Source organism: Emergencia sp. (assembly GCF_048465375.1).
Classification (GTDB): Bacteria; Bacillota; Clostridia; order Peptostreptococcales; family Anaerovoracaceae; genus Senimuribacter.
This window is the reverse complement of the sequence record NZ_DBFWLQ010000017.1, coordinates 1-23,668: the sequence shown is the minus strand read 5'-3', so window position 1 is coordinate 23,668 and position 23,668 is coordinate 1. Positions and strand designations below refer to the sequence as shown.

Here is a 23,668-nt window from a genome sequence, read left to right as displayed (position 1 = left end):
TTGAAAGAAAAAGATTTAGCAGAAACCCCGAAATCGGGAGTCACAAAAAGAGAAATTATGATTATCGCCATCGTGGTAGGCGGCGCCTTTATCGCCATCCTCAACCAGACTGTGTTGTCACCGGCTTTACCAAAGCTGATGGAGACCTTTCAAATCAACGCGGGAACTGCGCAGTGGGTGACGACGATTTACATGTTGGTCAACGGCATCATGGTACCGGTTACGGCCTATCTTATCGACCGGTTCGCTACAAAGCTGCTGTTCATCCTATCGATGGCAGTCTTCATTGTAGGAACGTTGGTTACGGGTATGGCAGATACCTTTCCGGTTTTGATTATAGGCAGGGTAATGCAGGCCATGGGTGCCGGCATTCAACTGCCATTGGTTGCCTACGTGCCGATGCTGGTATTTCCGCGAGAGAAGCGGGGCACTGCCATGGGTATGGCCGGTATCGTTATGAGCTGTGCACCAGCCATCGGACCGGTTTTCGCGGGCTGGATTATCGACCGCTTTGGCTGGAGAATGATGTTCTATTCTATTATCCCATTGGCAGTGGTGATCCTGATCGCAAGCATCTTCTTGCTGGAAAATGTCGGAGAACGGAAACGTCCGCACCTGGACTTTCTGTCCATCGTGCTGTCCTCCTTCGCCTTTGGCGGCCTGCTGTACGGTTTTTCCAGCGCCAGCACCAAAGGCTGGGGCAGCCCCCTGGTCATCCTGCCGCTGATGGTAGGCGCAGCAGCCTTTGTTTGGTTCATAAGCAGACAGTTTCATCTCGATGAGCCGCTCCTGGAACTGAAGATTTTGAAGACGCCAGTCTTCGCCTGTTCGGCAGCCATCGTGACCATCATCAATTCGGCACTTTCCGTGGGAAGCATCGTGTTGCCGATTTATTTACAGAGTGTCAAAGGGTTTTCCGCCTTTACCACGGGTATGCTGATGATGCCCGGTGCGGTCGCTTCGATTTTTATGAGCCCGGTCAGCGGCTTGCTCTTTGATAAATTCGGACCGAGAGGTATCTCCATTCTGGGGTTGACTGCGCTGACGGGTTCTTTGGCGGCGCTGGCCTTTATCGGTCCAACGACATCAGTTGTCCTTCTGATTGTAATCTACGTCATGCAGTCCTTCGGTCAGACCATTGCCAACATGCCGGTTAACACTTGGGGGATCAACTCTTTAAGAAACGAATACATAGCCCACGGAAATGCCATCAGCAACACAGGACGTCAGGTTGGCGGTTCTATCAGTACCGCTTTGATTATCACGATTATGACGATGGTTACCAGTTCCAGCAATGCGCAGACGCCTCTGCTGCAGACAGCCAGCGGTGTAAGAGCTGCTTATGCAGCGTCGGCCTGTGTCGCCGCTGTAGCATTGGTTTTGGCAATTGTGAAGGTGCGCAAAGGCGGAGAAGCACCTTTAGAAGAAGAATAGGAGGAATGGTATGAAAGCGCCAATCGGAAAGATTATGGACACAGATGTGTACACCTGTCCAGTGACGGCAACTTTGGGAGATGTGGTCAAAATCCTGGTCGAAAAGGAAGTGGGCGGGTTGACAGTCGTCGATGAAGAGCAGCACGTCACAGGATTCATCAGCGATGGAGATATCATGCGGGCTGTATCAAAACAGAAGACCCGTTCTATTTACGGAGGCGATTCTGTCATGGTAGTTTATGACGATGAATCCTTTGAGCAGAAAGTAGACGCATTTAAGGAGCGAAATGTGATGGAGTTGGCTGCTCGCAAGGTGTTTTGCGTGACAGAAAGCCATCCCATTGACGAAGTTGCCAGAATTCTTTCGAAAAAGAAGTTTAAGAAAATACCAATTATAGATGAGGAAGGCAAACTGGTAGGCATCGCACGCAGAGCGACTATTGTGCGTTATATCTTCAATTTACTGTTTGATTTGAAGCTGGATAAAGATACAAAGGAACCTGTGAAATAAGTATCTTGGAAGTGGTTCCGATTAGTCAGAAAAAAGGGCTGTGCACTAGGAATTTCTTCCTTGAAGCGACAGCCCTTCGTCTATTTTCTTAAAGTTTTAATGCCCGCATTGCATTGAGAATGGCAATAAATGCGACTCCCACATCGGCGAAAACGGCATCCCACATAGTGGCTATGCCGAAAGCGCCTAATGCCATAATGGCAAATTTGACGGCTAGGGCAAAGACGACATTTTGTTTGCAGATGCGCAGGGTCTTGCGGGCAATTTTCGTTATGGTGACGAGTTTTGAGATATCGTCGGCCATGATCACCACGTCGGAAGCTTCAATTGCTGCATCTGAGCCAAAGGCCCCCATGGCGATTCCCACATCCGCCCGGGCAAGTACCGGTGCATCGTTAATACCGTCACCAACAAAGACCAAGCGGCCTTTCTGTCCGGTGTTAAGAACGTTTTCCAGAGAGGATACTTTATCTTCTGGCAGCAGCTCAGACAGTACATTGGTAATACCGATTTCTGATGCAACGTTTTCGGCAATTTCTTTTCTGTCTCCTGTCAGCATGATGGTTTGCGCTACACCGAGAGCCTTAAGCTCTTTCATGGTTTCAGCGCTGTTCTCTCGGATGGTATCTGCTACCACGATATATCCCAGATAGGTATCGCTGTAGGCGACGTGTACTACAGACCCGATTTCTGATGGAATCGCAGCCTCTACGCCCAAGTCCTTCATCAGACGGCTGTTGCCGCAGTAAACTTTCTTTCCTTTATATATTCCAGATACGCCCTTGCCGGAAATTTCTTCGTAATTCGTCACCTGGCTGCTGTCTGTGTCACCAAAGCGCCTAACGATAGACAAAGCGATAGGGTGATTGGACAAGCTCTCACCGTGGGCAGCGATTTCTAACAGTTGGTCTTCTGTCACGATTCCTGTCGTATGGATTTTTGTCACTGCAAATTTTCCAGTGGTCAAAGTGCCCGTCTTGTCAAAAGCGAAGGCTTTGACGTGTGCTAACGCCTCCAAGTAGTTGCTGCCTTTGACTAAAATTCCCTGCTTTGAAGCGGAGCCAACGCCGGCAAATAAACTGAGAGGTACAGAGATGACCAGCGCACAAGGGCAGGAGATGACCAGGAAAATCATAGCCCTGTAGAGCCAGTCGTCGAAGTGCTGCCCGCTGAGCACAAGCGGCGGAACGACAGCCAGTAAAACAGCCAGCCCGACAACGATGGGCGTGTAGTAGTGCGCAAACTTGGTGATGAATTTTTCGACAGATGCTTTTCTGCTGCTGGAATTCTCCACTAGATCGAGAACCTTCGCAACGGTGGAGTCCTCATATAACTTAGAAACTTTGACTTTGAGAACACCAGTCAGATTGATGGTACCGCTGATAATCTCTTCACCTGCGCTTACGTCCCTCGGCATCGATTCTCCAGTCAGAGCGGCAGTGTCCAGAGAAGAATTACCCTCTACGACAACACCGTCCACAGGAATCTTTTCCCCCGGTTTTACTAGGATCAAATCACCGAGAACCAGCTCTTCCGGATCGACAGTAATCTCCTTTCCGTCTACTAGCTTGTTAGCGAATTCAGCCTTGATGTCCATCAGATCAGCGATGGACTTTCGAGAATTGTTGACGGCATAATGCTCAAAGAACTCTCCCACTTGATAGAACAACATGACGGCTGCCGCCTCAGGATAGTCCTGACAGTAGGCGGCGCCTAGAGACGCGATCGTCATCAGAAAATTCTCATCTAAAAGCTGGCCGCGGACGATTCCCATGACTGCTTCGATAATCGTTCTGTAACCGGCAATGACATAGGCAGCTATGAAAAACCAGATGATGTCGGTAGTATACCCCGCGATGAACAGAGCAGCTGCTGCGAAAATTTTGACCAAATCAAATTTCTGTGATTTCGTCATTGTGATATCCCCCCCTCTTTACTATTTTATGATTTTACAACTTCTATCTACTTTTTTGATCGCTTTCTGTGCATCGTCCAGAATATCTTCGAATTTATCTTCGGCAGCTTCAATTGTCATTTTCTGAGACATGAAACTGATACTGCAGGAGTCCACATCGTCCATTTTGTTGATGGCAGTTTCCATCTTTGCCGCACAGTTTGCACAGTCGAGATTTTCCAGTTTGTAAGTCTTTTTCATAGTTAGTACCTCTCTTTACAATTTAAATCGAATATAATGTCCACGATGTGATGCACCAGTTTCGCCTCATCAGTGTCAGCCAAGGTGTAATACACTTCTTTGCCGCATTTTCGGTAAGCGAGAAGCCCGGCCTGCTTCAAGACTCTCAGGTGATGAGAGACGGCGGGGGAAGACATCTCGATAGCAGCGGCGATGTTGGCAACACAGTCTTCGGTGTGACACAGAAGCCAAAGAATCTTTACCCTGGTGGGGTCGCTGATCAGGGTGAAGGTTTCAGCGGTCTTATCAAAGACATCCTGGCAGGGCATGTTTTGGATAAAAGCTGAAGTCCTATTACCGTGATCGTGTGGCAGGTGTATCTCTTTCATTTTTTGCACATCCTTTCGTTTTGCTTAAACAATTAAGTATTTGTTTAAATGTTATATAAATAATATTCCACTAAAAAGGAAAATGAAACATCTAAAATAAAAGATTTTATTAAATGATAGCGGACAATGGAGGTATCGTATAGGTGATTACCGTTTGACTGCACAGATACAGGAGGATAGAGGGATCATGCTGATTCTTACTATTGGACACAGAAAAAACGTATACAATATTTGAGTCCTGTTATCAGAAAAAGAATCGCTCTTAATTACATAAAACAAAAACCACTCTTAGTTTACAGCCAGAGTGGCTTTGCATTGTATCTGCTTATTCATTGTGATCTGGTGTCTGCGAATCGACGAGATTTTGATAGTAAGCGCCGAACTGTCCCATAGAATCGAGAATGGGGCGCAGGGTCTCACCTAGTGGCGATAATGCGTACTCCACCCTTGGCGGCACTTCCGAATAGACGGTGCGCTGGATGATGCCGTCTGCTTCCATGGAACGAAGGCTGTCGGTGAGCACCTTCTGACTGATGCCTGTGAGCGACTTCTGCAATTCCTTAAACCTCCAGGGCCGGTCAAGGAGGTTACGGATAATCAGCAGCTTCCACTTGCTGCCGATGAGCTGTACGGTGGTAGCTACCGGGCAGATCGGCAGCTCTTCTTTTTTAATCATGATGAACACACCCCTTTCCCTCATATATACAGAATTATAAGTCCTAGCATCGAGGAAGACAAGGGTTTTTGACATTTTAATGTATACATCTGCATATGCTTTGGAGGAGGCTGAATCAAGAACAATCAGATGGAATGGTTCTAGGGTAATTTTGGAACCTGCGAAAGGTTAAAAATATGTCAAAATTGTGATGATTTTTGTCACTCTTTGTAGTATAATGTATTGCGTATGATTATTAGACAACTATTTTTTAGAAAGGAAGGTTTCAAATATGAGTTCAAATGCAAAGCATTTACATAGCATCGACGCCGGACACTATAAGAACACGGCGAAATGTGAAACCGAAGTTATGCCAATTCCTGACGTTGTCAAGATCTCAATGTCACAGCATATTGGTGCGCCTTGTAAGCCTTTAGTAGCGAAAGGTGATGCGGTCAAGGTCGGACAACTTATCGGCGATACAGATGCATTCGTAAGTGCACCTATTCACTCAAGCGTATCCGGAACCGTTGCAGGCATTGAAACACAGCGCTCTGCCACAGGTGGAAATGACACGTTGGTTGTGATTGAAACTGACAAAAAACAAGAGATGTGGGAGGAAATCAAAGTTCCTCAGGTAAATGACCTGGCCAGCTTTGTCAAAGCCGTGAGAGACAGTGGTCTCGTAGGATTGGGCGGCGCTTCATTCCCTACACACATCAAGTACAATCCAAGAAATCTCGACGAAGTACATACTTTAATCGTCAATGGTGCGGAGTGCGAACCATTTATCACTTCTGACCACAGGACAATGCTTGAGGATACTCAGGACATTATCGACGGGATGAAATTGATCATGGACTACATCGGCCTGGACGAAGGATATATCGGAATCGAAGAAAACAAACCTGACGCAATCGAGAAGCTTGATAAGATGTTTGCCGAACAAGGTCTCACAAACATGCACACCTTCAAGCTGCAGGCCAGATATCCAAAGGGAGCAGAGAGAGTTCTTGTTTATGAAATCACCGGCAAGCCAATGGCGGCAGGCGTACTTCCTGCAGACCTGGGTGTCATCCTATCCAATGTAACATCTGTTGCATTTGTAGGACAGTATTTCAGAAACGGTGTACCTCTAGTACAGAAGAGAATGACCGTTGACGGCGATGCAGTAGCCACGCCGAAGAACATCATCGCCCCAATCGGTACACAGATTCACGACGTTATCGAGTTCTGCGGCGGATACAAATCTGAACCGAAGAAGATTTTGATGGGTGGTCCGATGATGGGAAGAGCCATCTTCTCCGACGAGATGCCGATCGTAAAGAACAACAATGCAATTCTTGCATTCTCCAAGGAAAAATCATATATCCCTGAAGAGACTGCATGTATTAACTGCGGCAGATGTCATCATGCATGTCCGTTCAACCTGCTTCCAACCGCGTTGGCAGAAGCTTATGAACGCAGAGATGCACAGAAGCTCGCTGATCTGCAGGTAATGCAGTGTATGGAATGCGGAAGCTGTTCATACGTATGTCCGGCGAGAAGACCTCTGGGCTTCATGAACAAGCTTGGAAAAGCGGTTGTAAAGGAGGCTGGAATTAAATAATGGATAAAAAATACTATGGTAATTTAGCAGTATCCTCAGCACCACACCTGGTCACCGGCCTGGATACTACAAAGACAATGGCAATGGTACTCATTGCTTTAGTACCTTCTTTTTTAGTTAGTATATATGTTTTCGGCTTCAGAGTTGTCGCATTGACTCTGGTATGTATCGTCGCCAGCGTAGGCTTTGAGTGGCTGTACAACAAGCTGATGCACAAGAGACAGACTGTAGGCGACCTCAGTGCGGCAGTTACTGGCGTATTGATCGCGTTCAACGTTCCGTCCAGCTTCCCATATTGGATGGCTGTCATCGGATGTTTCGTAGCAATTATTATTGTAAAGCAGATTTACGGCGGGATTGGAAGAAATGTGGTAAATCCTGCAATCACTGCAAGAATTGTACTGTTTATATCATTTGCAACTGAAATGACAACGTGGCCTACTCCATCAATGTCAACAGTTGATGCAGCAACAAGCGCGACACCTCTGGGCGTATTGCAGGAGGGCAACGTGGCAGATCTGCCGGCAAATATGGAAATGTTCTTAGGATTCATCGGCGGATCCGTGGGTGAAGTCAGTGCAATTGCATTGCTTCTGGGTGGTCTCTTCTTGATCTGGAAGAAGATTATCTCACCGATCATCCCGGCTTGTTTCATCGGAACCGTATTCGTATTCGCATTTGTTTATTATGCAATCGTAGGCGGTGATGTAAGCGCGCTGAATATGGCAGTCTTCCACGTTTGCGCTGGAGGCGTTATGCTGGGAGCCTTCTTCATGGCAACAGACTATGTAACTTCCCCGATCATGCCGGTTGGTAAGGTTATCATGGGTATCGGCTGCGGACTCTTGACCATGGTCATCAGACTCTGGGGTGCATATCCGGAAGGCGTTTCCTTCTCCATCCTGCTGATGAACATTTTGACTCCGCTGATTGACCAGCTGTGCATCAAATTATCATATGGAGGTGCAAAGAAAAATGAAAAATAATAGTACATTTAGCAAATATGTTGCACCTATCGTCGTTTTGGTCGCCATCTGCCTGGTAATTACAGCTGCTCTTGCCGCAACTTACGGCGTAGCAAAACCGATTATCGACGAAAATGCAATCAAAAAAGCGAATGAAGCGAGAGCTGAACTGCTTCCTGCTGCGGATACCTTCACGGAGTACACCGGAGAATTGACCGTAGAAGAAAAAGACAAGGTTTATGTTCAGGATTGTTACGTCGCTGATAACGGCAGCGGAATGGTCATCACTGTCGTAACGAAATCCTTCGGCGGCGCGCTGACTGAGATGATCGGCATCGACAGCAATGGTGCGATTACAGGCGTAAAGGTCACTGACCACGCTGACACACCGGGTCTTGGAACCAAGGCTCACGATCCAAAACACTTAAAGCAGTACCAAGGTCTTACAGAATTGACATCGACTTCTGCCAAGGATGATGCGAATGTAACCCATATCACTGGAGCTACGATTTCATCCAACGCAGTTCACTACGGTATCTATTGTGCATTAGACCAGTACAAAGCAATGGGAGGTGTGCAATAATGGAAAAGAAAGTAAGTAAATTGAGCATCCTTACCAAAGGCATTATCAAAGAAAACCCTGTACTGGTGTTACTGTTAGGTACTTGCCCTACACTGGCAACGACTTCTTCAGCAATCAACGGTATCGGAATGGGCGTTTCTGCCATGGCAGTCCTGATCTGCTCAAATATCGTAATTTCACTACTGAGAAAGATTATTCCTGACAACGTGAGAATCCCGTGCTACATCGTAGTCATCGCCGGATTCGTAACCGTCGTTCAGTTAATGCTCCAGGCTTTCGTGCCTGACCTCTACGCTTCACTGGGACTATTTATTCCGCTGATCGTAGTAAACTGTATCATCCTGGGAAGAGCTGAAATGTTTGCCAGCAAGAACAATGCCTTCGATTCTGCCTTAGACGGCATCGGCATGGGCATCGGTTTCACCCTCGCTCTGGGAGCAATGGGTCTGATCAGAGAGTTCTTCGGTTCCGGTACAGCATTTGGAATCGAAATTCTGACAGGACACATCCCTGGAATGGGAATCTTCAACCTGGCTCCAGGCGGATTCTTCGTATTTGCAATCCTGATCGCTGCTGTAAACTACTTTACAAAGGGTAAAGGCTTGAAGAAGAAAGAATTTGGATGTGACGGATGCGCTATGGCCGCAATGTGCGGAGGCGCAAGAAAAGAATGTGAGAAAGGAGCTGAAAAAGCATGCTAATCGTAACGACAATGATGGGCGTTATCCTCGTTAACAACTATGTACTGGCTCAGTTCCTGGGTATCTGTCCATTCCTCGGTGTATCGAAAAAACTTGACTCTGCAGTAGGCATGGGCGTTGCCGTTATCTTTGTAATGGTACTGGCAACCATCGCGACATGGCCAATCATGCAGGTCCTCAATAATTTTGAAATCGGATATCTACAGACTGTAGTATTCATCCTCGTAATCGCAGCATTGGTACAGCTTGTAGAGATGATGCTGAAGAGATATATTCCATCCCTGCACAAAGCATTGGGTGTATACCTTCCGCTGATCACAACAAACTGTGCGGTACTTGGTGTTTGTATCTCTAACATCGATGCTGGTTATGGATATCTTCTTTCTATCTGCAACTCTGCTGGCGCAGGCATCGGTTTCTTGCTTGCAATGGTTCTGTTCGCAGGTGTCAGAAGCAAACTGGAAAATGAAGAAGGCGTTCCTTTTGCATTCAGAGGAGTTCCTCTCACATTAATTACTGCTGCTATGTTATCCCTGGGCTTCATGGGCTTCAGCGGATTATTCCAGTAGAGAAGGAGGGATAGGAATGGTAACACCAATTTTATTAGTAGTTGCAATCGGCTTCGTTTGCGCTGCAATACTGACTATCGCTTCAAAGGTATTCTATGTACCTGTTGACGAAACCTTTGCCCTGCTCCGTGCAGAACTGCCGGGTGCCAACTGTGGTGCTTGCGGATATGCAGGCTGTGATGATTACGCAAGTGCACTGGCAGACGATCATTCACTGAGCTGCTCAAAATGTCCTGTCGGCGGTGCTGACGTCGCTGCAAAGCTGGCAGAAGTGCTAGGTGTAGAATCTGGTTCTGCTGACAAGCAGGTTGCAGTCGTCAGATGTAACGGAACAAAGGAAGCTGCCAAGACAATCATGGAATATGACGGCGTCAAGACTTGCTCCGCTGCAAAACAGTTCTTTGGCGGATTAAGCGCTTGCCCTTATGGCTGTATCGGTCTGGGCGATTGTGAAGCCGCTTGTGATTTTGACGCCATCCACATCTGTGACGGTGTGGCAGTAGTCAACAGAGACAACTGTGTAGGCTGCGGTGTCTGCGCAAAGACTTGTCCGAACGCAGTCATCAATATTCAGAGTGCTAAGAACCTGGTTGTGGTTCAGTGCAAATCTGAGGCAAAAGGTGCTGAGACTAGAAAAGCTTGTTCCAACGGATGTATCGGATGCAAGAAGTGCGAGAAAGCTTGTAAGTTCGAAGCTGTCACTGTGGAAAACAACGTTGCCCGCATTGACCCAGAGAAGTGCAAGAACTGCGGACTCTGTGCAAAAGAATGTCCAACTGGTGCAATCAACAATATGAGAGTCAAAAAAGCGCCAGCAAAACCGGCTGCTCCAAAAGCTGAAGCTGCGCAAGAAGCAAAAACTGAAGCGTAAACTACATATTTGGATTCTAAGGCTGTCCTTTCGGGGCAGCCTTTTTAATTCCCATGAACCTTGAAGAGTTCTTAAATAAAATTAAGAATTGTGTTTAGTATTGTCTTTAATAAAGTTAAATGTTATATTTAAATAAATTAAAGAAAGGGGTGGGGCGAATGTTTATTTTTTCGGCATTTATATCGATGTTTATTTTTATTGGAGTTGCAGCGCTAACGATACTGGCAGAATGGCAGATAATAAAACTGCAGAAAAAATGGAAATGGGTTATTCCAGCAGCGATAACTATACTTGCTATCTTCTCTTCAATCCAATTCAGTTGGATTTCACACAGCAGCAGTGGAATAACAAGCGTCTCTGTCATGATTGAAGACGAACAATTTGGAGAAATCCAGACTGCTGCAGATCACGAGAAGCATATGTATGCTATAGGATATCTGGTGATTGGGGAAACAGAGAAGGATTTGGAGTATATAGCACTGGAATACAAGGAGGGTGAGTTAGTCGGAAGCGAAGAGGCGCTGCGGTATAAGAAACAGATTGACAATGCTACTCGCTCTTTGACAAAGGGATTCACCGGCAGCACCGTTTCATTTGAGGAACTGAGAGATGAGCAGGATAAAATCAGAGAGCCGGTTAAAACCTTTTCCCTCAAAAACTATTTTATTGCATTTGGATTTCATGCAATCTGTCCGCTGATTCTTTGGCTTATGGTTCTGGGGGATCGACTGCAGAGAAAAAAAGGAAATCAGTTAGACAAGACGCGTCTTGAAGATTTGTAATGGGGGTAAAAAGAATGACGATTAGAGTAATACCATCTTGGATGGAGAATTTAGAAGAGGAAGACATTGTGTTTATCAAGAACTTTATGCTGGTAAGCGGTTCGTTGAAGGAAATGGCCGCAAAATACGATGTGACGTATCCCACAGTGCGTCTGCGTCTGGATCGGCTGATTGACAGGATAAAGATGACGGACGATCAGGAAGCGGAACCCTATGTGAAACTGATCAAACGGCTGGCTTTAGAGGATCGATTAGACTTTGAGACTGCCAAGCTTTTAATTAATGAATATAAAAAGGAGCGATAATATGTTATACGTTTTGACTTTGACGGGTATGGGCATATTGCTGATTTTGTTACAGCTATGGTTGTCTTCTAAAAAAAGTGTATTTCCAGGGCTGGCACTCATCGCAGCTGTATGTGTTGTTTTCTTATCTCTGACGGTTTGGGCATATAGCTTAGATGTGCCGACGAAAGAAGAAACATTGACATGCAGTTTGGAAAAGGACAGGATTGCCGAAGCAACGATTACGTGGGGAGAAAATAACGAAATTGTTTCGGTGACAGATATATCGATCAAGGATAAAAAGGGTATTTTGATTGATGAAATCGCATGGGGAGAATATAGATTGAAGGACGTGCAAAAAAAGTTAAAAGGGGATTATGCTATTACAATGGACACGCCTACCACATGGAAGGATGGGATGGAAGACGGAGTGAAATTCGGCTACACTACTTTTTCAAAGAATATTTTCTTGTGGGATTTAGGAATCGTCACTGTGCCGTTGCTGCTGCTCCATCTGATGAGACGACATCAGCTTCGTCGTATAAAGCAGAGAGAAGAACTTGAGAAAATGAATATTCAGGAGTTATAGAGAGGGGGAAGTCTTATGGAAGATCTGTTTGAAATTATCACCATTTGGGGATTGCTTATTTTCAATGTGATAGTGTTTGGAATATTGGAGTTTTATCTGGCGGGGCGTAAAAATAAATGGATTGGCTTACTGATCCCAGTTCTAAGCCTGGTATTATTAGTACCATTATCCATAGATTTTATCGACGAGTTCTCCGAAATACCAGTCTGGGAAAATTCTTATGGGGATGAAACCCTGGACGATGTAAAAATCTATTTCGGAGTGATCAATGATAAATCGGGGAGTCCAGTTGTCTTCAGCGACCTCCAGGTCAAGGATAGAAGCAGCGGGGAAAAGAAGTGGTATCCCATGGAGTTCGATCAGCAGGGAAATTTGATTGGTGGGAAAGAAGCGCTTAAATACAAGTCCAGCATCGAAGACCTTTCTCAAACAGACGGTTTTTTTACAGGAAAATCCTGCTCTCCCAAAGCTATGAAATGGGAGTACGTTAAAGGCCGTGAAGGTGGAAGATACAGAAGTCAGCTTATATTAGCAGCGCTCTATATAGTCGTGATTGCGTTTTACTTTTTCATCTACTGGATCATGCGTAAGCGGCTGTGCAGAAGGGAAGCTGCTGTCGCAGAAGAAAAGAGACAAATGCTTAAGAGTTTATAACAGGCAAACGCTGTTGTGCCTATAAGGAGGGATTATAATGTCACCACTGACGGTACAGATTATCATTCTGCTGGTCTTCATCCTGTCTTGGGCAGGGATCATAACAATAGGGGTATTGTTAGCGAAACACTTTATCAGAAAACAAAAAAAGTAATCTGCATTAGATAGGAGCCGGGCGTCATCGTGACTGCCCGGCTCCTGTGCGTTTTTGATTTATTCAGTTAATTCTTTTGCACTGGCGATGTAGTAATGGCGTCCGTTGGCGCTGGTCTCATATTCTGCCAGAGCTCTTAAGGCAGAAGCCTTGAGCGTCTTTGCTTCTGTAATCTCCTGTCCCGCATCTAAGAGCAGGTCACAGAGTTCTAAGCACCACTGGTATTCCTCCATGGAGAAGGCTTTTTTGGCCGCGTCCAATACAGACTGAATCCCTCCCATGAGTGCGGTGGTTTTTTCTGCCTTTTCCCTCGGCGGCAGTGGATGCAGATGAGTCGGGTTGCCGTCAAACCAGCCGAGGTAAGCCGAATAGATGGCGCGAACGGTCCATTCTGCACATCCGTAAAACTCTCCCAGATAAGGCAAAGCCGCATATTCCGGCTTCAGTACGATTTCGGCAGCCAACTGGTCAGCAGACTTGCCCAGGTTCATACCCTGCAGAGTTCTAGTCAAAATGTCATCGATAGCATTTCTGAAGTTCAGCAGGACCTCTTGAATTTGATCCCTGCCAATGACGGCAGCGGTATGTCCTGGCAGCAGATATTCGGCCGGGTAGGCGGCCAGCTTATCGAGACTTTGCAGCCAAAGAGCCAGATCACGGTACTGACCGCCGCGGATGGCGTAGAGATTTGGAAAACAGCCGTAATAATTGTCTCCACAGCAGAGCACTTTTCTATCCGGCAGCCAGATCATAATCTGATCCTCTGTTTCGCCGGGGACTCTGATCAGTTCCAGATTTACGCCGTCTATTTCCCGCACGACGCTGTCCTGCTGATATAGGGTAGTCGGGGGAACAAAGGCGCGCTGCTCACCGTAGGCAATTCCTTCGCGTCGGCCGATTCCCTGTGAGATGTTTTCCTCATCAGTGAGAGTGTAACCGAACTGTCGGCTTCCTCGTTGATTCTGTATATCCTGCAGCATGGCTGTTTTTGCCAGCGTTGGTGTAATGGGGGCAAAGGCGATGATTTCTGGATTGCTCTCTGTAAATGCGCCGGCACCGCCGCGATGATCTGGATGTCCGTGGGTATAGATCACCGTAGAAATAGATTTCCCTATCCGCTCCCTGATGAACTGTAAGAGGATTTTACCCTTCTCAAAGGAATCTAATGTATCGATAAGGATGACGCTGGAATTTCCTTCAATGCAGATGGCATTGCTATGACCCAATCCGGAAATGTGCCAAATACCCTTTGTGATTTCCACATAATTCTCATGGGAATTTTTTTCTGTAAAATCTGACAGATTCTGACTGCCTTTTTCTGTTAACATGGTTTACCCCCTCTGAAGATAATATCAATTCTATCTTATAGTCTAGGGCAGTTTGCTTCTAATGTCAAATGACAAGCTTCGACCACGGTCTGAAGAATATAGCGGCAGTCATCAAACGTTCCACGGCTTTCTTTCATATATGCCGCATGGCGGGCATCCAATTGTTTGGCTGAAAGTCGAGGGGTAGAAGGCTCTTTTGAAATCGCAGTAGTGAGATTTCTGCGGAGAAACTCTTCCAAAGTTTGATGGAGCTGGCGCTCATATTCCACATGATCCTTCAGTGAATATTGAAAAGCCTCATTGTGGGGCCTGGTAAAGGAATCAGCGAGATAATGGGTCAGGATTCCGGTTTGATACCACCTGAGTCCCGTATCGGGATGCCGCTTCTCCAGGGCGCTTTTCATAAAGGTTTTCCGATATGTAAAGCTGTGCCCCGAGAAACGGTTTGAGCCGATACTGGTTATATATGAAAACGGATTGATATCCGGTATTAAATTGCCCAGGATAAACAGAAACTTATCGAGTCTGCCCAGGGCCATGGAGTCGGCCAGATTCCTTGACAGATAATAGTGGTCTTTTGTTTCCATTCCACGTACCCCTTTCGTCATTGATTACTTGACATTTTAGACGCGGACTGCGATGGAATGTTGACCTTATTGTAATGGTTTGTTGAAGAACCTCTGTAGATTTCGCTCACATTCCACTAGAAAGACAGGCGCTTCGTAGCCGTATTTTGGCAAAAAGCGCTGTCGTGTTCTACAAAGAGCATGGTGGGTTCATAGGTGAGAAGTAAATCCTCAATTTGCATGCGGGAGATGACATCAATATAGTTGAGTGGTTCATCCCAGACATACAGATGCGCTTCTTCACAGAGGCTGGCTGCGATGAGCATTTTCTTTTTTTGACCGCCGCTGTAATCCTCCATTTTTTTCTCGAACTGTATCCTGGAGAAGTCCAACTTCCGCAGAATAGCCTTGAAAAGGGTCTCGTCAATATTGCGCGCTGCGGCGTAATCGTCAAGGGTTCCCGAAAGTCCGGCGGTATCCTGTGGAACATAGGATATTTTTAGCCCGCTGCCAATACGTACCACACCGTCAAAGGGCACGTCAAAGCCGCAGATTAGTTTGATGATGCTGGACTTGCCGCAGCCGTTTCTGCCCTGAAGAGCGAGGCGCTCTCCTCTTTTAATCTCAAAGGTCAGATTGCTGAAAACCTGTTTCTCCCCATATTTGATGGAAACGTCTTCAAAGGTGATTAGAGAATCTGTGTGGAAGGAGAGGGGGTGAATCTTTAAACTGTCAGCTCTTTCTATATTCTTGAGCAGTTTGGATTTCTCTTCGATAGCACCCTGCTTCCGCCTCTGGGCTGCGATGGAACGCTTCATCATCTTTGCTGCCTGGGCGCCGATGTGGCCTTTGTCCGGTTTGACACCGGCATCACGATCGCCGTTGTGGCTCTTGCGCTTCTCAATGGTATCAGACCAACGGGCTGTTCTGCGGGCTGCTGCTTCCATGGACTTGATATTTTTCAACAGTTTTTCATTTTCTGCCATTTCGTAGTCATCCTGCAGTTCTTTGTTGTGATACCAGGTTGAAAAATTCCCCTTCTGTATCTCGATATTGGTTTTGTTAATAGAAAGAATATGGTCGATGCAGGTATCGAGAAAGACTCTGTCATGAGAGACGAGGATAAATCCCTTTTTTCTTCGCAGGTAGTCGCTGACGATTTGTCTCGCGTTTATATCCAGATGGTTGGTCGGCTCGTCGATCAAAAGAAAGTTATTTTCCTTTAGAAAGAGGGCAGCCAGCAGAATTTTGGTCTGCTCGCCGCTTGAAAGCGTATCAAAAGGACGATACAGCACCTCATCTGTGACCGCAAGATAATTTAGTTCCCGGGAAAGCTGCCAATACTCATAGGCTGGATAAACCTGATCGACTACCTCGATGGCGGGTACGGATTTATCAGCCACCTCAAAGGGAAAGTAATCAAAATGCACCTTTGCTGAAATCTGTCCGCTGTATTCGTACTTTCCCAGGAGCAGATTGAGAAAAGTGGTCTTTCCCCGACCATTTCTTCCCGTAAACCCTAACTTCCAATCTGTGTCGATTTGAAAGCTGACGTTTTCAAAGATGTTGTCGTAGCTGCCTTCGTAGGCGAAGGTTAAATTGTTTACATTGATTAAAGACATATATACACCTCCAAGCTTGTTATATGCAACGAAAAAAGCTGCAAGAAAGTTCTTCTTGCAGCTTAAAGCATCATTAACAAAGGCGCTGAGGCGCGATGGATGATTTCTATAAGTCAGTCAGATTCGTAAACTTTCTCGCAGTCTGCATGATAAAACAAGCGGGGTTCTTTGCCGCTGAAATAAATTTCTATCATGCATGTTAAACTTAGCAAGAAAAATTACGCATCTTTTCACCTCAAATCTTTTCATAACGTAAGAAATAGGAATCTTTAGTTCCGTCATTTCCACGTTTGTTTAATTCAGAATAATTATAACAGAGAAGGGACTCTGGCGCAAGTTGAACTTTTAGAAAGAATTGATTTATTGGTGGGCATTGTTTATAATACAACTATAATCGCAAAGGAATTAGAGGTGCTTTATTTTGATAAAGCTGACGAAGCGTGGCTCGATTTTGTCGCACAGAACCGAGGGGGAACCTACTCTGATAAGCACTATGATACCGAGGACGTTGATGAATATATTAACAAAAGAAAGGAAAAATATGAAACATAAAATTGGAATTATCTGTGCAACGGATGACGAAATCAGCCCGGTTTTGTCCCACCTTACAAAGACAGAAATGACAGAAAAGGCAATGCTCAAGTATTACGAAGGGCAGATGGAAGGCGTCGACGTGGCCGCCGTGTTTTGCGGCGTCTGCAAAGTAAATGCTGCTATCGCAGCGCAGATTTTGATTGATTCGTTTGGCTGCAATGTGATGATTAATGGCGGAACTTGCGGCGGCATGGATCAAGGCCTGCACGTATTCGATACGGTGGTAGCTACAGAAACTGCCTACTGGGATGTGGCAGAAGATATCTTGACAGAGTACCACCCGTTTATGAAATCTATCTACTTTCAATCGGATCAGAAACTGGTGAGTCTGGCGAGAAAGGCGGCAGATCAAAGTTCCCAAAAGGTGGTCTTTGGGAGAATGATGACTGGAGAGATTTTCATCGATCAGGAGAAGCGCGCAGAAATCAACCAGATCCACAAGCCGCTGACTGTGGACATGGAGACCGGTGCCATCGCTCATGTCTGTTATGTCAATCAGATTCCCTTTATCGCGGTTCGCACCATCACTGATACCGAAGAACAGAGCGGCGTCGACACCTTTGATCAAAACTGCAGCAAAGCATCGGCGTTATCCGCAGAGTTCATCCGGGAGATGTTGAAAGAATTAAAACAACTGCAATAATATGAATCGCGCCAGTTTTGTTTTATACGCCATGTTTTATGCCAGAACCTCTTGGTTACTGTTGCATCAAAGTGGAACGGACGAGAGGATGTCGTGCAGAGGATGCTTCATATAACGGGCGAAATCTTCACGCTTCACGAAGCAGCAGACCGCCGTTTTAATTTTTTCTGCCATATCGTTGTTAAGTTCTGCACCCAGGCTGGCCGTAGCTAGCTTAGGAAATCCGATATGTCCTTCGCCGGCAATCGCCGCCGCAACCTTTTGCCCATCCGTCATTTCCCGTCCCTGTAAGACGATATTTGGCCGCTTCATATAATCTGACTTTACATATTGGGGCAGAATGGACAGCATACAGGAGGTCTCAATCCAACCGGCATGAAAGTCGTCTGGAAAGTTACGCTGCATCGCAGGCAGTTCGGATGGTTCTGCAGCAGATGTGTCCTCAGGTCCTAGGTTAAAAATAGCACCCATCGGCGCAAGACAGATATCGCCATGTTCTTTGTTGGTTTTTTCGCAGGCCTGTTCCACGGCAATGGCGTGAAGTGGGTCTGCGTGGGCGGAAATAATGATGATATTGTGGACATCCCATCTTGCAATGGCAGACGTCGTTTCATAGACAACATCGAAGATTAGCCTACGGCTGACGTGAATATTGCCGGGGAACTGCCCCATATCGGCAAAACCCAGGGGAATGGTCGGCAGAATAGCAAAACAATAATCTGGCAGTGCAGAGTCCAGCCTTTCTGCCGCCTTATGAATCCAATGATTTGTCTCATAAATGTCTACGCCAATTGGCAGATGTCTGCCGTGTTCCTCAATTGGCGCGATTCCAAGGAAAACAACTAATTTTTCCGCATTCATCTGGGAGATATCCTCCCAACTTTCTGCCATCAGATCTACAATCATGATAAACCTCCACACTTTACATTTTCGACTTTAGATGTTATTATAACAGAATAGTGTAGCACAGCACTACTCTATATATAGAGTAGTGCTGTGCTGCAGCATTGTGAAGGAGAAATTTTATGTTATCAAAAACAATGGCGATTCTGCTGGGTATCATAGAGCAGCAGCCGGTTAACGCATATGAACTGAACAAATGGTTATCAGTAATGCACGTACGGGACTGGTACAACATTGCAAGCTCCACCGTTTACGCCACATTGAAGGCAGCAGAAAAGAAGGATTATATTACAGGTACTATAGAGAAATCCGGTAATATGCCGGACAAGACAATATATTCCATGACAGATAAGGGGCGTGCGGAGTTTTTAGAAACCATAAAAAACTTTCTGGCGGATTTTGACTATGATATTACGCCATTTCATATTGGTTTGTTCTTTGTTAAGGCCATAGACAGGAAGGAGGCGGCAGCTTTGCTGGAAAACAGGGTTGTCCTGCTGAAAAAATATGAGGAAGGAATCAACCGGCAGCTGAAACAGATTGTCCAGTCAGAGGTGCCGAAGCTGGTGGTTTTGAATCTCAAGCAGAATCTCTATATCGTCCAAGCCCAGCAAAAAGGGGCAGCAGAAATTTTGCTTGAGATGAAGGCAACGAAAGGAGCGTAGAAATTTGAAAGACAAAATGAAGAAAGCATTTACAGCTGCAATCGCTTACGGTCTGCTTGCAGGCATTATTGTAGCCATCGTTGCCATCATAGCCTATTTTGGCGGCGCAATTATGAAAGTTTTTGGCTTTGAATATGAGTCGCCCGGCAGCATTGTCTTATTTTTTCTAATCGCGGGTATTGCAGGGTTTCCGGCAGAAATCATCGCACGAGCCTTTCCGAAGGCTCTGCTGTCTTTGGAGAAAATAACGGCTCGAGGAGCAAAAATATTATTTTTGGTATTGGACACTGCGGTCACAGCGGTGACGATGGCCATCGTAGACTATTTTATGGACAGCGTATCTGCTAGCGATATCTCCATTTTGGTAATCAGCTTGATTTTGGCGATCCTGTCCAGAGAAAATTTTAATGAGAGAGTGTGATAAATATGAATTTTGTAAGAATGACGTCCGCAGAGGATCCTCTGTACGAGGTGGCCATGGAACTCTATGGCAAAAGCTTTCCGAGCCATGAACAGAGGGAAGACGACTGCCAAAGAAAAATTATGAATGCCTCAGATTATCATTTTGACTTGATTTACGACGAAGGGGCCTTTGCAGGTATCATTCTGTATTGGCAGTCAGCATACTTTATCTATGTTGAGCATTTTTGTATTGACCCCAACTTGAGAAATAAAAACTACGGTCAGCGGGCCCTGAAGCTATTAAAGGAGAAGGGAAAGACGATCATTTTGGAAATTGATCCACCTGAGGATGAGATAGCAAAGAGACGGCAGGGTTTCTACGAGCGGGCGGGATTTTGTGTCAACAGTTTCGCCCATGTGCATCCGCCTTACCGCCAAGGGAACCAGGGACACGGTCTGGCAGTCATGTCCTATCCGGTAAAGCTGACCCAGGCAGCTTATGAGGAATTCGACTCTTACTTAAAGAACGTAGTCATGGAGAAGGTATAGTAGAGTTTGCAGAGTTACCAGTTAGGACAGGAGTTTTCCCTAAAGAAAACGCGCAAACCATTAGAGGATTGCGCGTTTTGTTGTGTATGTGATTCTATTTTTTCTCTTTTCCCCGGGCTTCCTCCAGGTAATTGTACAGCGTGAATTTTGATATATCCAGAAGTTCACAGACTGTCTGGCCGGATTTCTGAATCATGAACACGCCGCGTTCGTCTAGGAACTTCAAGAGCTTGATTTTAGCTTCTTTGTTCATCTTGTCCGGCGGCATGCCGATCTGTGCCAAACCTTCTGCGATGAGACTGTCCATCAAGCCATGAATGGAAGTGACCGGCCTGTCGAACTCGTCGTCGCTGGCAAGACGGTTGGTTTCGAAATATTTGTTATCGGACATTCCCTTGATGGCGTTTTCCAGCGCGACCAAATCTGTGATGTCCTGGTTGATGCACATGGAACTGTTGAGAATGCCGTCGTCATCGAAGAAATTCACTGTGGAGGAACGAACCATGCGGCCATCGGCAGTATGGGTGATATAACGAACCTTTTCCATGGCATGGGTTTCTCTCTTCATGTAACGCAGGAAGGACTGCGTCGGCCCGTCCCCGATGCGGCGACCCGTTACGTGACCGTTGACGATGTATACGATGGTGTGGTCAATATCGCCCGTAAAGTCGTGGACGACGACTTCTGTGTTGGGGCCAAACTGTGCGGCGATCAAATCGGCTACCTGTTTTAGCTGCTTTTCATTTTTTATCATTTTATCGTCTCCTGATTTCCCCCTTAGACCGTAAGGGCACTTTCACAAATTAGCACATTCATTATATCAATTTTTTAGTCTCATTGCAACTACTTATCAAACAAAAAGTTATAATATCAAAATAAAAATTTGAGAACGGAAATGGCTCAATTCTGTGCACACTTGCTGTTTCGTACATAACAGTGTAAAAGTATTCTGACAAAAAGTTTTTGATTCTAAAAAAGAATTTGACCGGGAGCTGCAAAAATGCTATTCTTATGTTAGAAAAACGGTTACCTTCAGTCGATAGAGGTGCACGACCTTTGCAGCCTGTATCTCCTTGTCAACTGTAGGTGAAAACGGGAGGACACACTTATGGTATTTAGAAATTTTGAGGAGCTGGAGGGTTCGTTTCACGCATCCTCGAAAAAGACCGTTGTCGTAGCAGCTGCACAGGATAAATCCGCTTTGACTGCAGTGAACGCATGCCGAAAAGACGGCTTGATCGACGCAATTCTCGTAGGCGATGAAACGCTGATCAAAGAAGAAATCAAACACTTCCATGGAGAGATGGATGATGTGCCCATTGTCCATGCGGAAACATTGGAAGAGGCGGCAAAAAAAGCCTGTCTCTGTGTCCGTGATGGCCAGGCGGATTTTATTTTAAAAGGAAAAATAGATACAGGAATTCTGCTGAAAGCCGCCGTTGCGGAGGAAAATGGGCTTCGCACAGGGAAACTGATGAGTCACCTGGCTTTTTTAAAGATTCCCAACTATCACAAGATTATCGTGCTGACTGACAGCGGTATGGTTTTGTATCCGACACTGGAACAGAAAAAAGAAATCATCGAAAATGCAGTGGAAAATCTGCGGAATATGGGATATGACGAACCGAAGGTAGGAATTCTGGCAGCAGTGGAGAAAGTCAATCCCAAGCAGCCAGAGACCGTGGATGCAGCAGAGCTGACAGAGATGTACAAGCGTGGTCGGATCAAAGACTGTATCGTAGAAGGCCCTTTGTCCTACGACATTTTGATGAGCAGAGAATCAGCCCATAAGAAAGGTTTTGACAGCGAGCTGGTGGGCAATGCGGATATTTTGGTCGTGCCGAATATGCCTTGCGGCAATATTCTTGGCAAAGCGCTTCTCTTTTCCGCTGAAGCGGATATGGCAGGTCTGATTGTAGGAGCGAAAGCGCCCATCGCATTGACTTCCAGAGGCGCAACAGAAAAAGAAAAACGTCAGTCCCTGCTTTTGGCGGCGGCATGTGCGAAAGGAGCGAGATAACATGGCAGAATATATCTTAGTGATCAATCCCGGTTCAACCTCTACAAAGGTTGCAATCTACGATGGAGAAAAAGCGCTTGATGTCACCTCCATCGACCATCCGGCAGAAGACTTGAAAGGGTTTAAGGAAATTAACGATCAGCTGGACTTTCGTAAGGCTGCAGTGCTGGATTATCTGAAAGAGCAGAATTTGACACTTACTGATTTGGCGGCCATTGCTGCAAGAGGCGGTATCGTGGGGCAGCTTGACAGCGGCGCTTATCTGATAGACGAAGTCTTTGCAGAAGCTTCCCGAACTTCTACGATTCCCCATCCGGCCAATCTCTCTCCAATCATCGCCTATGAGTTGGCGGAGCAGGCTGGAACAGGCATTCACGGATATGTCTACGATGCGGTCTGCGGGTGCGGTGTGCCCGATCCGATTTTTACCTATACAGGCGTGCCGGAGATTAAGAAGCCTTTCCTAACCCACGTGCTCAACAGCCGTGCGGTCAGCATCGAACAGGCAAGGAGAGACGGCGTCAAACTGGAAGAGACGACTTACATCGTCTGCCACCTGGGCGGCGGCGTTACTTCCAATCTGATCAAAGGCGGCAAGGTTGTGGAATTTGTCGGTGATGACGAAGGTGGATTTTCACCTGAACGTTCCGGCGGCGTGCCGTGCAGAGAACTGGTCAAATTCTGTTTTCGGAGTGGCCTGACAGAAAAAGAAGTGCAGAAGAAGCTGAAAGGGCAGGGTGGTTTGATCGCGTATCTTGGCGTCAATGATCTCAGGGCGGCTGAGAAATTAGCGGAAACGGATCCGCAGGCGAAAACTATCATCGACGCCATGATCATGCAGCTCTCGACGGATATCGGTTCGCTTGCCCCGATTGTCTGTGGTAAGGTGGACAAAATCATCCTGACGGGCGGCATGGCGCACTCTGATTATCTGACTTCAGAGATGAAGAAGCGAGTAGCTTTTATCGCTCCAGTCGAAGTGATCCCGGGTACTTTCGAAATGGAAGCCCTGGCGAAAGGCATTCACAGAGTCATCACGGGTCAGGAAAAAGCGCATATATTAGAGAGATAATTGTTTTTTCATTTATCGCAGTTGAACCGGAGCTGACGCTAAAGACGCGGCTCTGGTTTTTTGTCATGACGGGCATGTTTTTCTTGGGTATCCGCACGGCAAACGCATAAAGTCCTAAAATATCCCCTCTCCTTCGCTTTAAATCCGACAAAAGTGCCTGAAACGAGCAATTTTAGGTGTATTTATGGCGGATTTCAGCTTTCAGCAGTTTCTTCCTGGAACAAAATAGCACAAATTTGATTGAATAAAGCTTAAAAACATCTTTTTATACAGAAGATTCCTACCATATATGTTTCCGGTTCGATAGAGTCTGTATAATGGTGTAAATAAAAAAATAGAGCACATATCTATCAAATCGGTTAAAATGTTAATAACGACAAAAACAAAACCGGAGGTAATAGATATGGCTCAGATTAATTT

The 23,668-nt window shown here is 46.0% G+C and carries 29 protein-coding genes; 20 read left to right on the top strand and 9 right to left on the bottom strand.

Translation table 11 applies throughout. The features are described 5' to 3' along the window. Both ACMQ5W_RS11530 and ACMQ5W_RS11525 read left to right on the top strand, forming a co-directional pair. Complete coding sequence (locus ACMQ5W_RS11530; protein WP_419025283.1) at nt 1–1,434, top strand: MDR family MFS transporter; 1,434 nt, start codon at nt 1–3, stop codon at nt 1,432–1,434. Nucleotides 1,435–1,444: 10 nt separating this feature from the next. Continuing rightward, nucleotides 1,445–1,945: an HPP family protein gene (locus tag ACMQ5W_RS11525; protein ID WP_419025282.1), complete on the top strand. Its 501-nt coding sequence runs from the start codon at nt 1,445–1,447 to the stop codon at nt 1,943–1,945. An 88-nt stretch (nt 1,946–2,033) separates the two neighbouring features. On the opposite strand, the gene ACMQ5W_RS11520 is transcribed toward ACMQ5W_RS11525, so the two are convergent. From ACMQ5W_RS11520 to ACMQ5W_RS11510, 3 genes are read right to left on the bottom strand one after another with little or no spacing between them, the layout of a single operon-like run. Next, nucleotides 2,034–3,860: a heavy metal translocating P-type ATPase gene (locus ACMQ5W_RS11520; protein ID WP_419025281.1), complete on the bottom strand. Its 1,827-nt coding sequence runs from the start codon at nt 3,858–3,860 to the stop codon at nt 2,034–2,036. A gap of 21 nt (nt 3,861–3,881) precedes the next feature. Next, nucleotides 3,882–4,100 (bottom strand): cation transporter, encoded by a 219-nt coding sequence (locus ACMQ5W_RS11515; RefSeq protein WP_419025280.1) that lies wholly within the window; start codon nt 4,098–4,100, stop codon nt 3,882–3,884. A 2-nt stretch (nt 4,101–4,102) separates the two neighbouring features. Further along, nucleotides 4,103–4,468 carry an ArsR/SmtB family transcription factor gene (locus ACMQ5W_RS11510; RefSeq protein ID WP_148491180.1) on the bottom strand — a complete coding sequence of 122 codons (366 nt, stop codon included), beginning with the start codon at nt 4,466–4,468 and terminating at the stop codon, nt 4,103–4,105. 103 nt (nt 4,469–4,571) lie between these two features. Between ACMQ5W_RS11510 and ACMQ5W_RS11505 the strand changes: the two genes are divergently transcribed. After that, nucleotides 4,572–4,703 (top strand): type II toxin-antitoxin system RelE family toxin, encoded by a 132-nt coding sequence (locus ACMQ5W_RS11505; protein ID WP_419025376.1) that lies wholly within the window; start codon nt 4,572–4,574, stop codon nt 4,701–4,703. Nucleotides 4,704–4,793: 90 nt separating this feature from the next. Here ACMQ5W_RS11505 and ACMQ5W_RS11500 read toward each other — a convergent pair whose 3' ends face one another. After that, the gene (locus ACMQ5W_RS11500; RefSeq protein ID WP_148491421.1) at nt 4,794–5,144 is read right to left on the bottom strand and encodes a winged helix-turn-helix transcriptional regulator; all 351 of its coding nucleotides are present in this window, start codon (nt 5,142–5,144) and stop codon (nt 4,794–4,796) included. 271 nt (nt 5,145–5,415) lie between these two features. Here ACMQ5W_RS11500 and rsxC point away from each other — a divergent pair, with 271 nt between their 5' ends. The 11 genes from rsxC (at nt 5,416) to ACMQ5W_RS11445 (ending at nt 12,730) form a co-directional block, all read left to right on the top strand. Continuing rightward, complete coding sequence (gene rsxC, locus ACMQ5W_RS11495) at nt 5,416–6,732, top strand: electron transport complex subunit RsxC (protein ID WP_148491182.1); 1,317 nt, start codon at nt 5,416–5,418, stop codon at nt 6,730–6,732. After that, complete coding sequence (locus ACMQ5W_RS11490; RefSeq protein ID WP_148491184.1) at nt 6,732–7,718, top strand: RnfABCDGE type electron transport complex subunit D; 987 nt, start codon at nt 6,732–6,734, stop codon at nt 7,716–7,718. Before rsxC ends, ACMQ5W_RS11490 begins: the two co-directional genes overlap by 1 nt. Beyond that, entirely contained in the window at nt 7,708–8,280 is a 573-nt protein-coding gene (locus ACMQ5W_RS11485; RefSeq protein ID WP_419025279.1) for an FMN-binding protein, read from the top strand. Before ACMQ5W_RS11490 ends, ACMQ5W_RS11485 begins: the two co-directional genes overlap by 11 nt. Beyond that, complete coding sequence (rsxE, locus tag ACMQ5W_RS11480; RefSeq protein ID WP_148491188.1) at nt 8,280–8,981, top strand: electron transport complex subunit RsxE; 702 nt, start codon at nt 8,280–8,282, stop codon at nt 8,979–8,981. Before ACMQ5W_RS11485 ends, rsxE begins: the two co-directional genes overlap by 1 nt. Then, entirely contained in the window at nt 8,975–9,550 is a 576-nt protein-coding gene (locus ACMQ5W_RS11475; RefSeq protein ID WP_148491190.1) for an electron transport complex protein RnfA, read from the top strand. Before rsxE ends, ACMQ5W_RS11475 begins: the two co-directional genes overlap by 7 nt. A gap of 16 nt (nt 9,551–9,566) precedes the next feature. After that, nucleotides 9,567–10,421, top strand: coding sequence for an RnfABCDGE type electron transport complex subunit B (locus tag ACMQ5W_RS11470; protein WP_148491192.1), 855 nt, complete (start codon nt 9,567–9,569; stop codon nt 10,419–10,421). A 229-nt stretch (nt 10,422–10,650) separates the two neighbouring features. Further along, a complete protein-coding gene (locus ACMQ5W_RS11465; RefSeq protein WP_419025278.1) occupies nt 10,651–10,791 on the top strand; it encodes a hypothetical protein in 141 nt (46 codons plus the stop codon). Next, complete coding sequence (locus ACMQ5W_RS11460; protein WP_419025277.1) at nt 10,784–11,203, top strand: hypothetical protein; 420 nt, start codon at nt 10,784–10,786, stop codon at nt 11,201–11,203. Before ACMQ5W_RS11465 ends, ACMQ5W_RS11460 begins: the two co-directional genes overlap by 8 nt. A 14-nt stretch (nt 11,204–11,217) precedes the next feature. Beyond that, complete coding sequence (locus tag ACMQ5W_RS11455) at nt 11,218–11,508, top strand: DUF2089 family protein (protein WP_148491195.1); 291 nt, start codon at nt 11,218–11,220, stop codon at nt 11,506–11,508. A 1-nt stretch (nt 11,509) separates the two neighbouring features. Beyond that, complete coding sequence (locus tag ACMQ5W_RS11450) at nt 11,510–12,076, top strand: hypothetical protein (RefSeq protein ID WP_419025276.1); 567 nt, start codon at nt 11,510–11,512, stop codon at nt 12,074–12,076. 15 nt (nt 12,077–12,091) lie between these two features. Then, nucleotides 12,092–12,730 carry a hypothetical protein gene (locus tag ACMQ5W_RS11445; RefSeq protein ID WP_419025275.1) on the top strand — a complete coding sequence of 213 codons (639 nt, stop codon included), beginning with the start codon at nt 12,092–12,094 and terminating at the stop codon, nt 12,728–12,730. Nucleotides 12,731–12,943: 213 nt separating this feature from the next. On the opposite strand, the gene ACMQ5W_RS11440 is transcribed toward ACMQ5W_RS11445, so the two are convergent. The 3 genes from ACMQ5W_RS11440 to abc-f all read right to left on the bottom strand — a co-directional run bounded on the left by ACMQ5W_RS11440 (nt 12,944) and on the right by abc-f (nt 16,400). Continuing rightward, nucleotides 12,944–14,212 (bottom strand): alkyl sulfatase dimerization domain-containing protein, encoded by a 1,269-nt coding sequence (locus tag ACMQ5W_RS11440; protein WP_419025274.1) that lies wholly within the window; start codon nt 14,210–14,212, stop codon nt 12,944–12,946. Nucleotides 14,213–14,247: 35 nt separating this feature from the next. Then, nucleotides 14,248–14,799, bottom strand: coding sequence for a zinc dependent phospholipase C family protein (locus ACMQ5W_RS11435; RefSeq protein ID WP_419025273.1), 552 nt, complete (start codon nt 14,797–14,799; stop codon nt 14,248–14,250). 116 nt (nt 14,800–14,915) lie between these two features. Next, on the bottom strand, nt 14,916–16,400 hold the full coding sequence (gene abc-f, locus ACMQ5W_RS11430; protein WP_419025272.1) for a ribosomal protection-like ABC-F family protein: 1,485 nt from the start codon (nt 16,398–16,400) through the stop codon (nt 14,916–14,918). A gap of 541 nt (nt 16,401–16,941) precedes the next feature. On the opposite strand from abc-f, the gene ACMQ5W_RS11425 reads away from it, so the two are divergent. Continuing rightward, entirely contained in the window at nt 16,942–17,637 is a 696-nt protein-coding gene (locus ACMQ5W_RS11425) for a 5'-methylthioadenosine/adenosylhomocysteine nucleosidase (protein ID WP_419025271.1), read from the top strand. Between the two features lie 66 nt (nt 17,638–17,703). Here the strand turns inward: ACMQ5W_RS11425 and ACMQ5W_RS11420 are convergent, their stop codons facing one another. Then, nucleotides 17,704–18,543, bottom strand: a complete 840-nt coding sequence (locus ACMQ5W_RS11420; RefSeq protein ID WP_419025270.1) for a creatininase family protein — start codon at nt 18,541–18,543, stop codon at nt 17,704–17,706. 119 nt (nt 18,544–18,662) lie between these two features. Here ACMQ5W_RS11420 and ACMQ5W_RS11415 point away from each other — a divergent pair, with 119 nt between their 5' ends. From ACMQ5W_RS11415 to ACMQ5W_RS11405, 3 genes are read left to right on the top strand one after another with little or no spacing between them, the layout of a single operon-like run. Further along, the gene (locus ACMQ5W_RS11415; RefSeq protein ID WP_419025269.1) at nt 18,663–19,205 is read left to right on the top strand and encodes a PadR family transcriptional regulator; all 543 of its coding nucleotides are present in this window, start codon (nt 18,663–18,665) and stop codon (nt 19,203–19,205) included. Between the two features lie 4 nt (nt 19,206–19,209). Further along, complete coding sequence (locus tag ACMQ5W_RS11410) at nt 19,210–19,626, top strand: regulatory YrvL family protein (RefSeq protein WP_419025268.1); 417 nt, start codon at nt 19,210–19,212, stop codon at nt 19,624–19,626. Nucleotides 19,627–19,631: 5 nt separating this feature from the next. Further along, nucleotides 19,632–20,156: a GNAT family N-acetyltransferase gene (locus tag ACMQ5W_RS11405; protein WP_419025267.1), complete on the top strand. Its 525-nt coding sequence runs from the start codon at nt 19,632–19,634 to the stop codon at nt 20,154–20,156. 94 nt (nt 20,157–20,250) lie between these two features. Here the strand turns inward: ACMQ5W_RS11405 and ACMQ5W_RS11400 are convergent, their stop codons facing one another. Continuing rightward, entirely contained in the window at nt 20,251–20,910 is a 660-nt protein-coding gene (locus ACMQ5W_RS11400; protein WP_148491217.1) for a helix-turn-helix transcriptional regulator, read from the bottom strand. 354 nt (nt 20,911–21,264) lie between these two features. On the opposite strand from ACMQ5W_RS11400, the gene ACMQ5W_RS11395 reads away from it, so the two are divergent. Both ACMQ5W_RS11395 and buk read left to right on the top strand, forming a co-directional pair. Further along, nucleotides 21,265–22,176 (top strand): bifunctional enoyl-CoA hydratase/phosphate acetyltransferase, encoded by a 912-nt coding sequence (locus tag ACMQ5W_RS11395; RefSeq protein WP_419025266.1) that lies wholly within the window; start codon nt 21,265–21,267, stop codon nt 22,174–22,176. 1 nt (nt 22,177) lies between these two features. Beyond that, nucleotides 22,178–23,248 (top strand): butyrate kinase, encoded by a 1,071-nt coding sequence (gene buk / locus ACMQ5W_RS11390; protein ID WP_419025265.1) that lies wholly within the window; start codon nt 22,178–22,180, stop codon nt 23,246–23,248. The last annotated feature ends 420 nt before the right edge of the window (nt 23,249–23,668 follow it).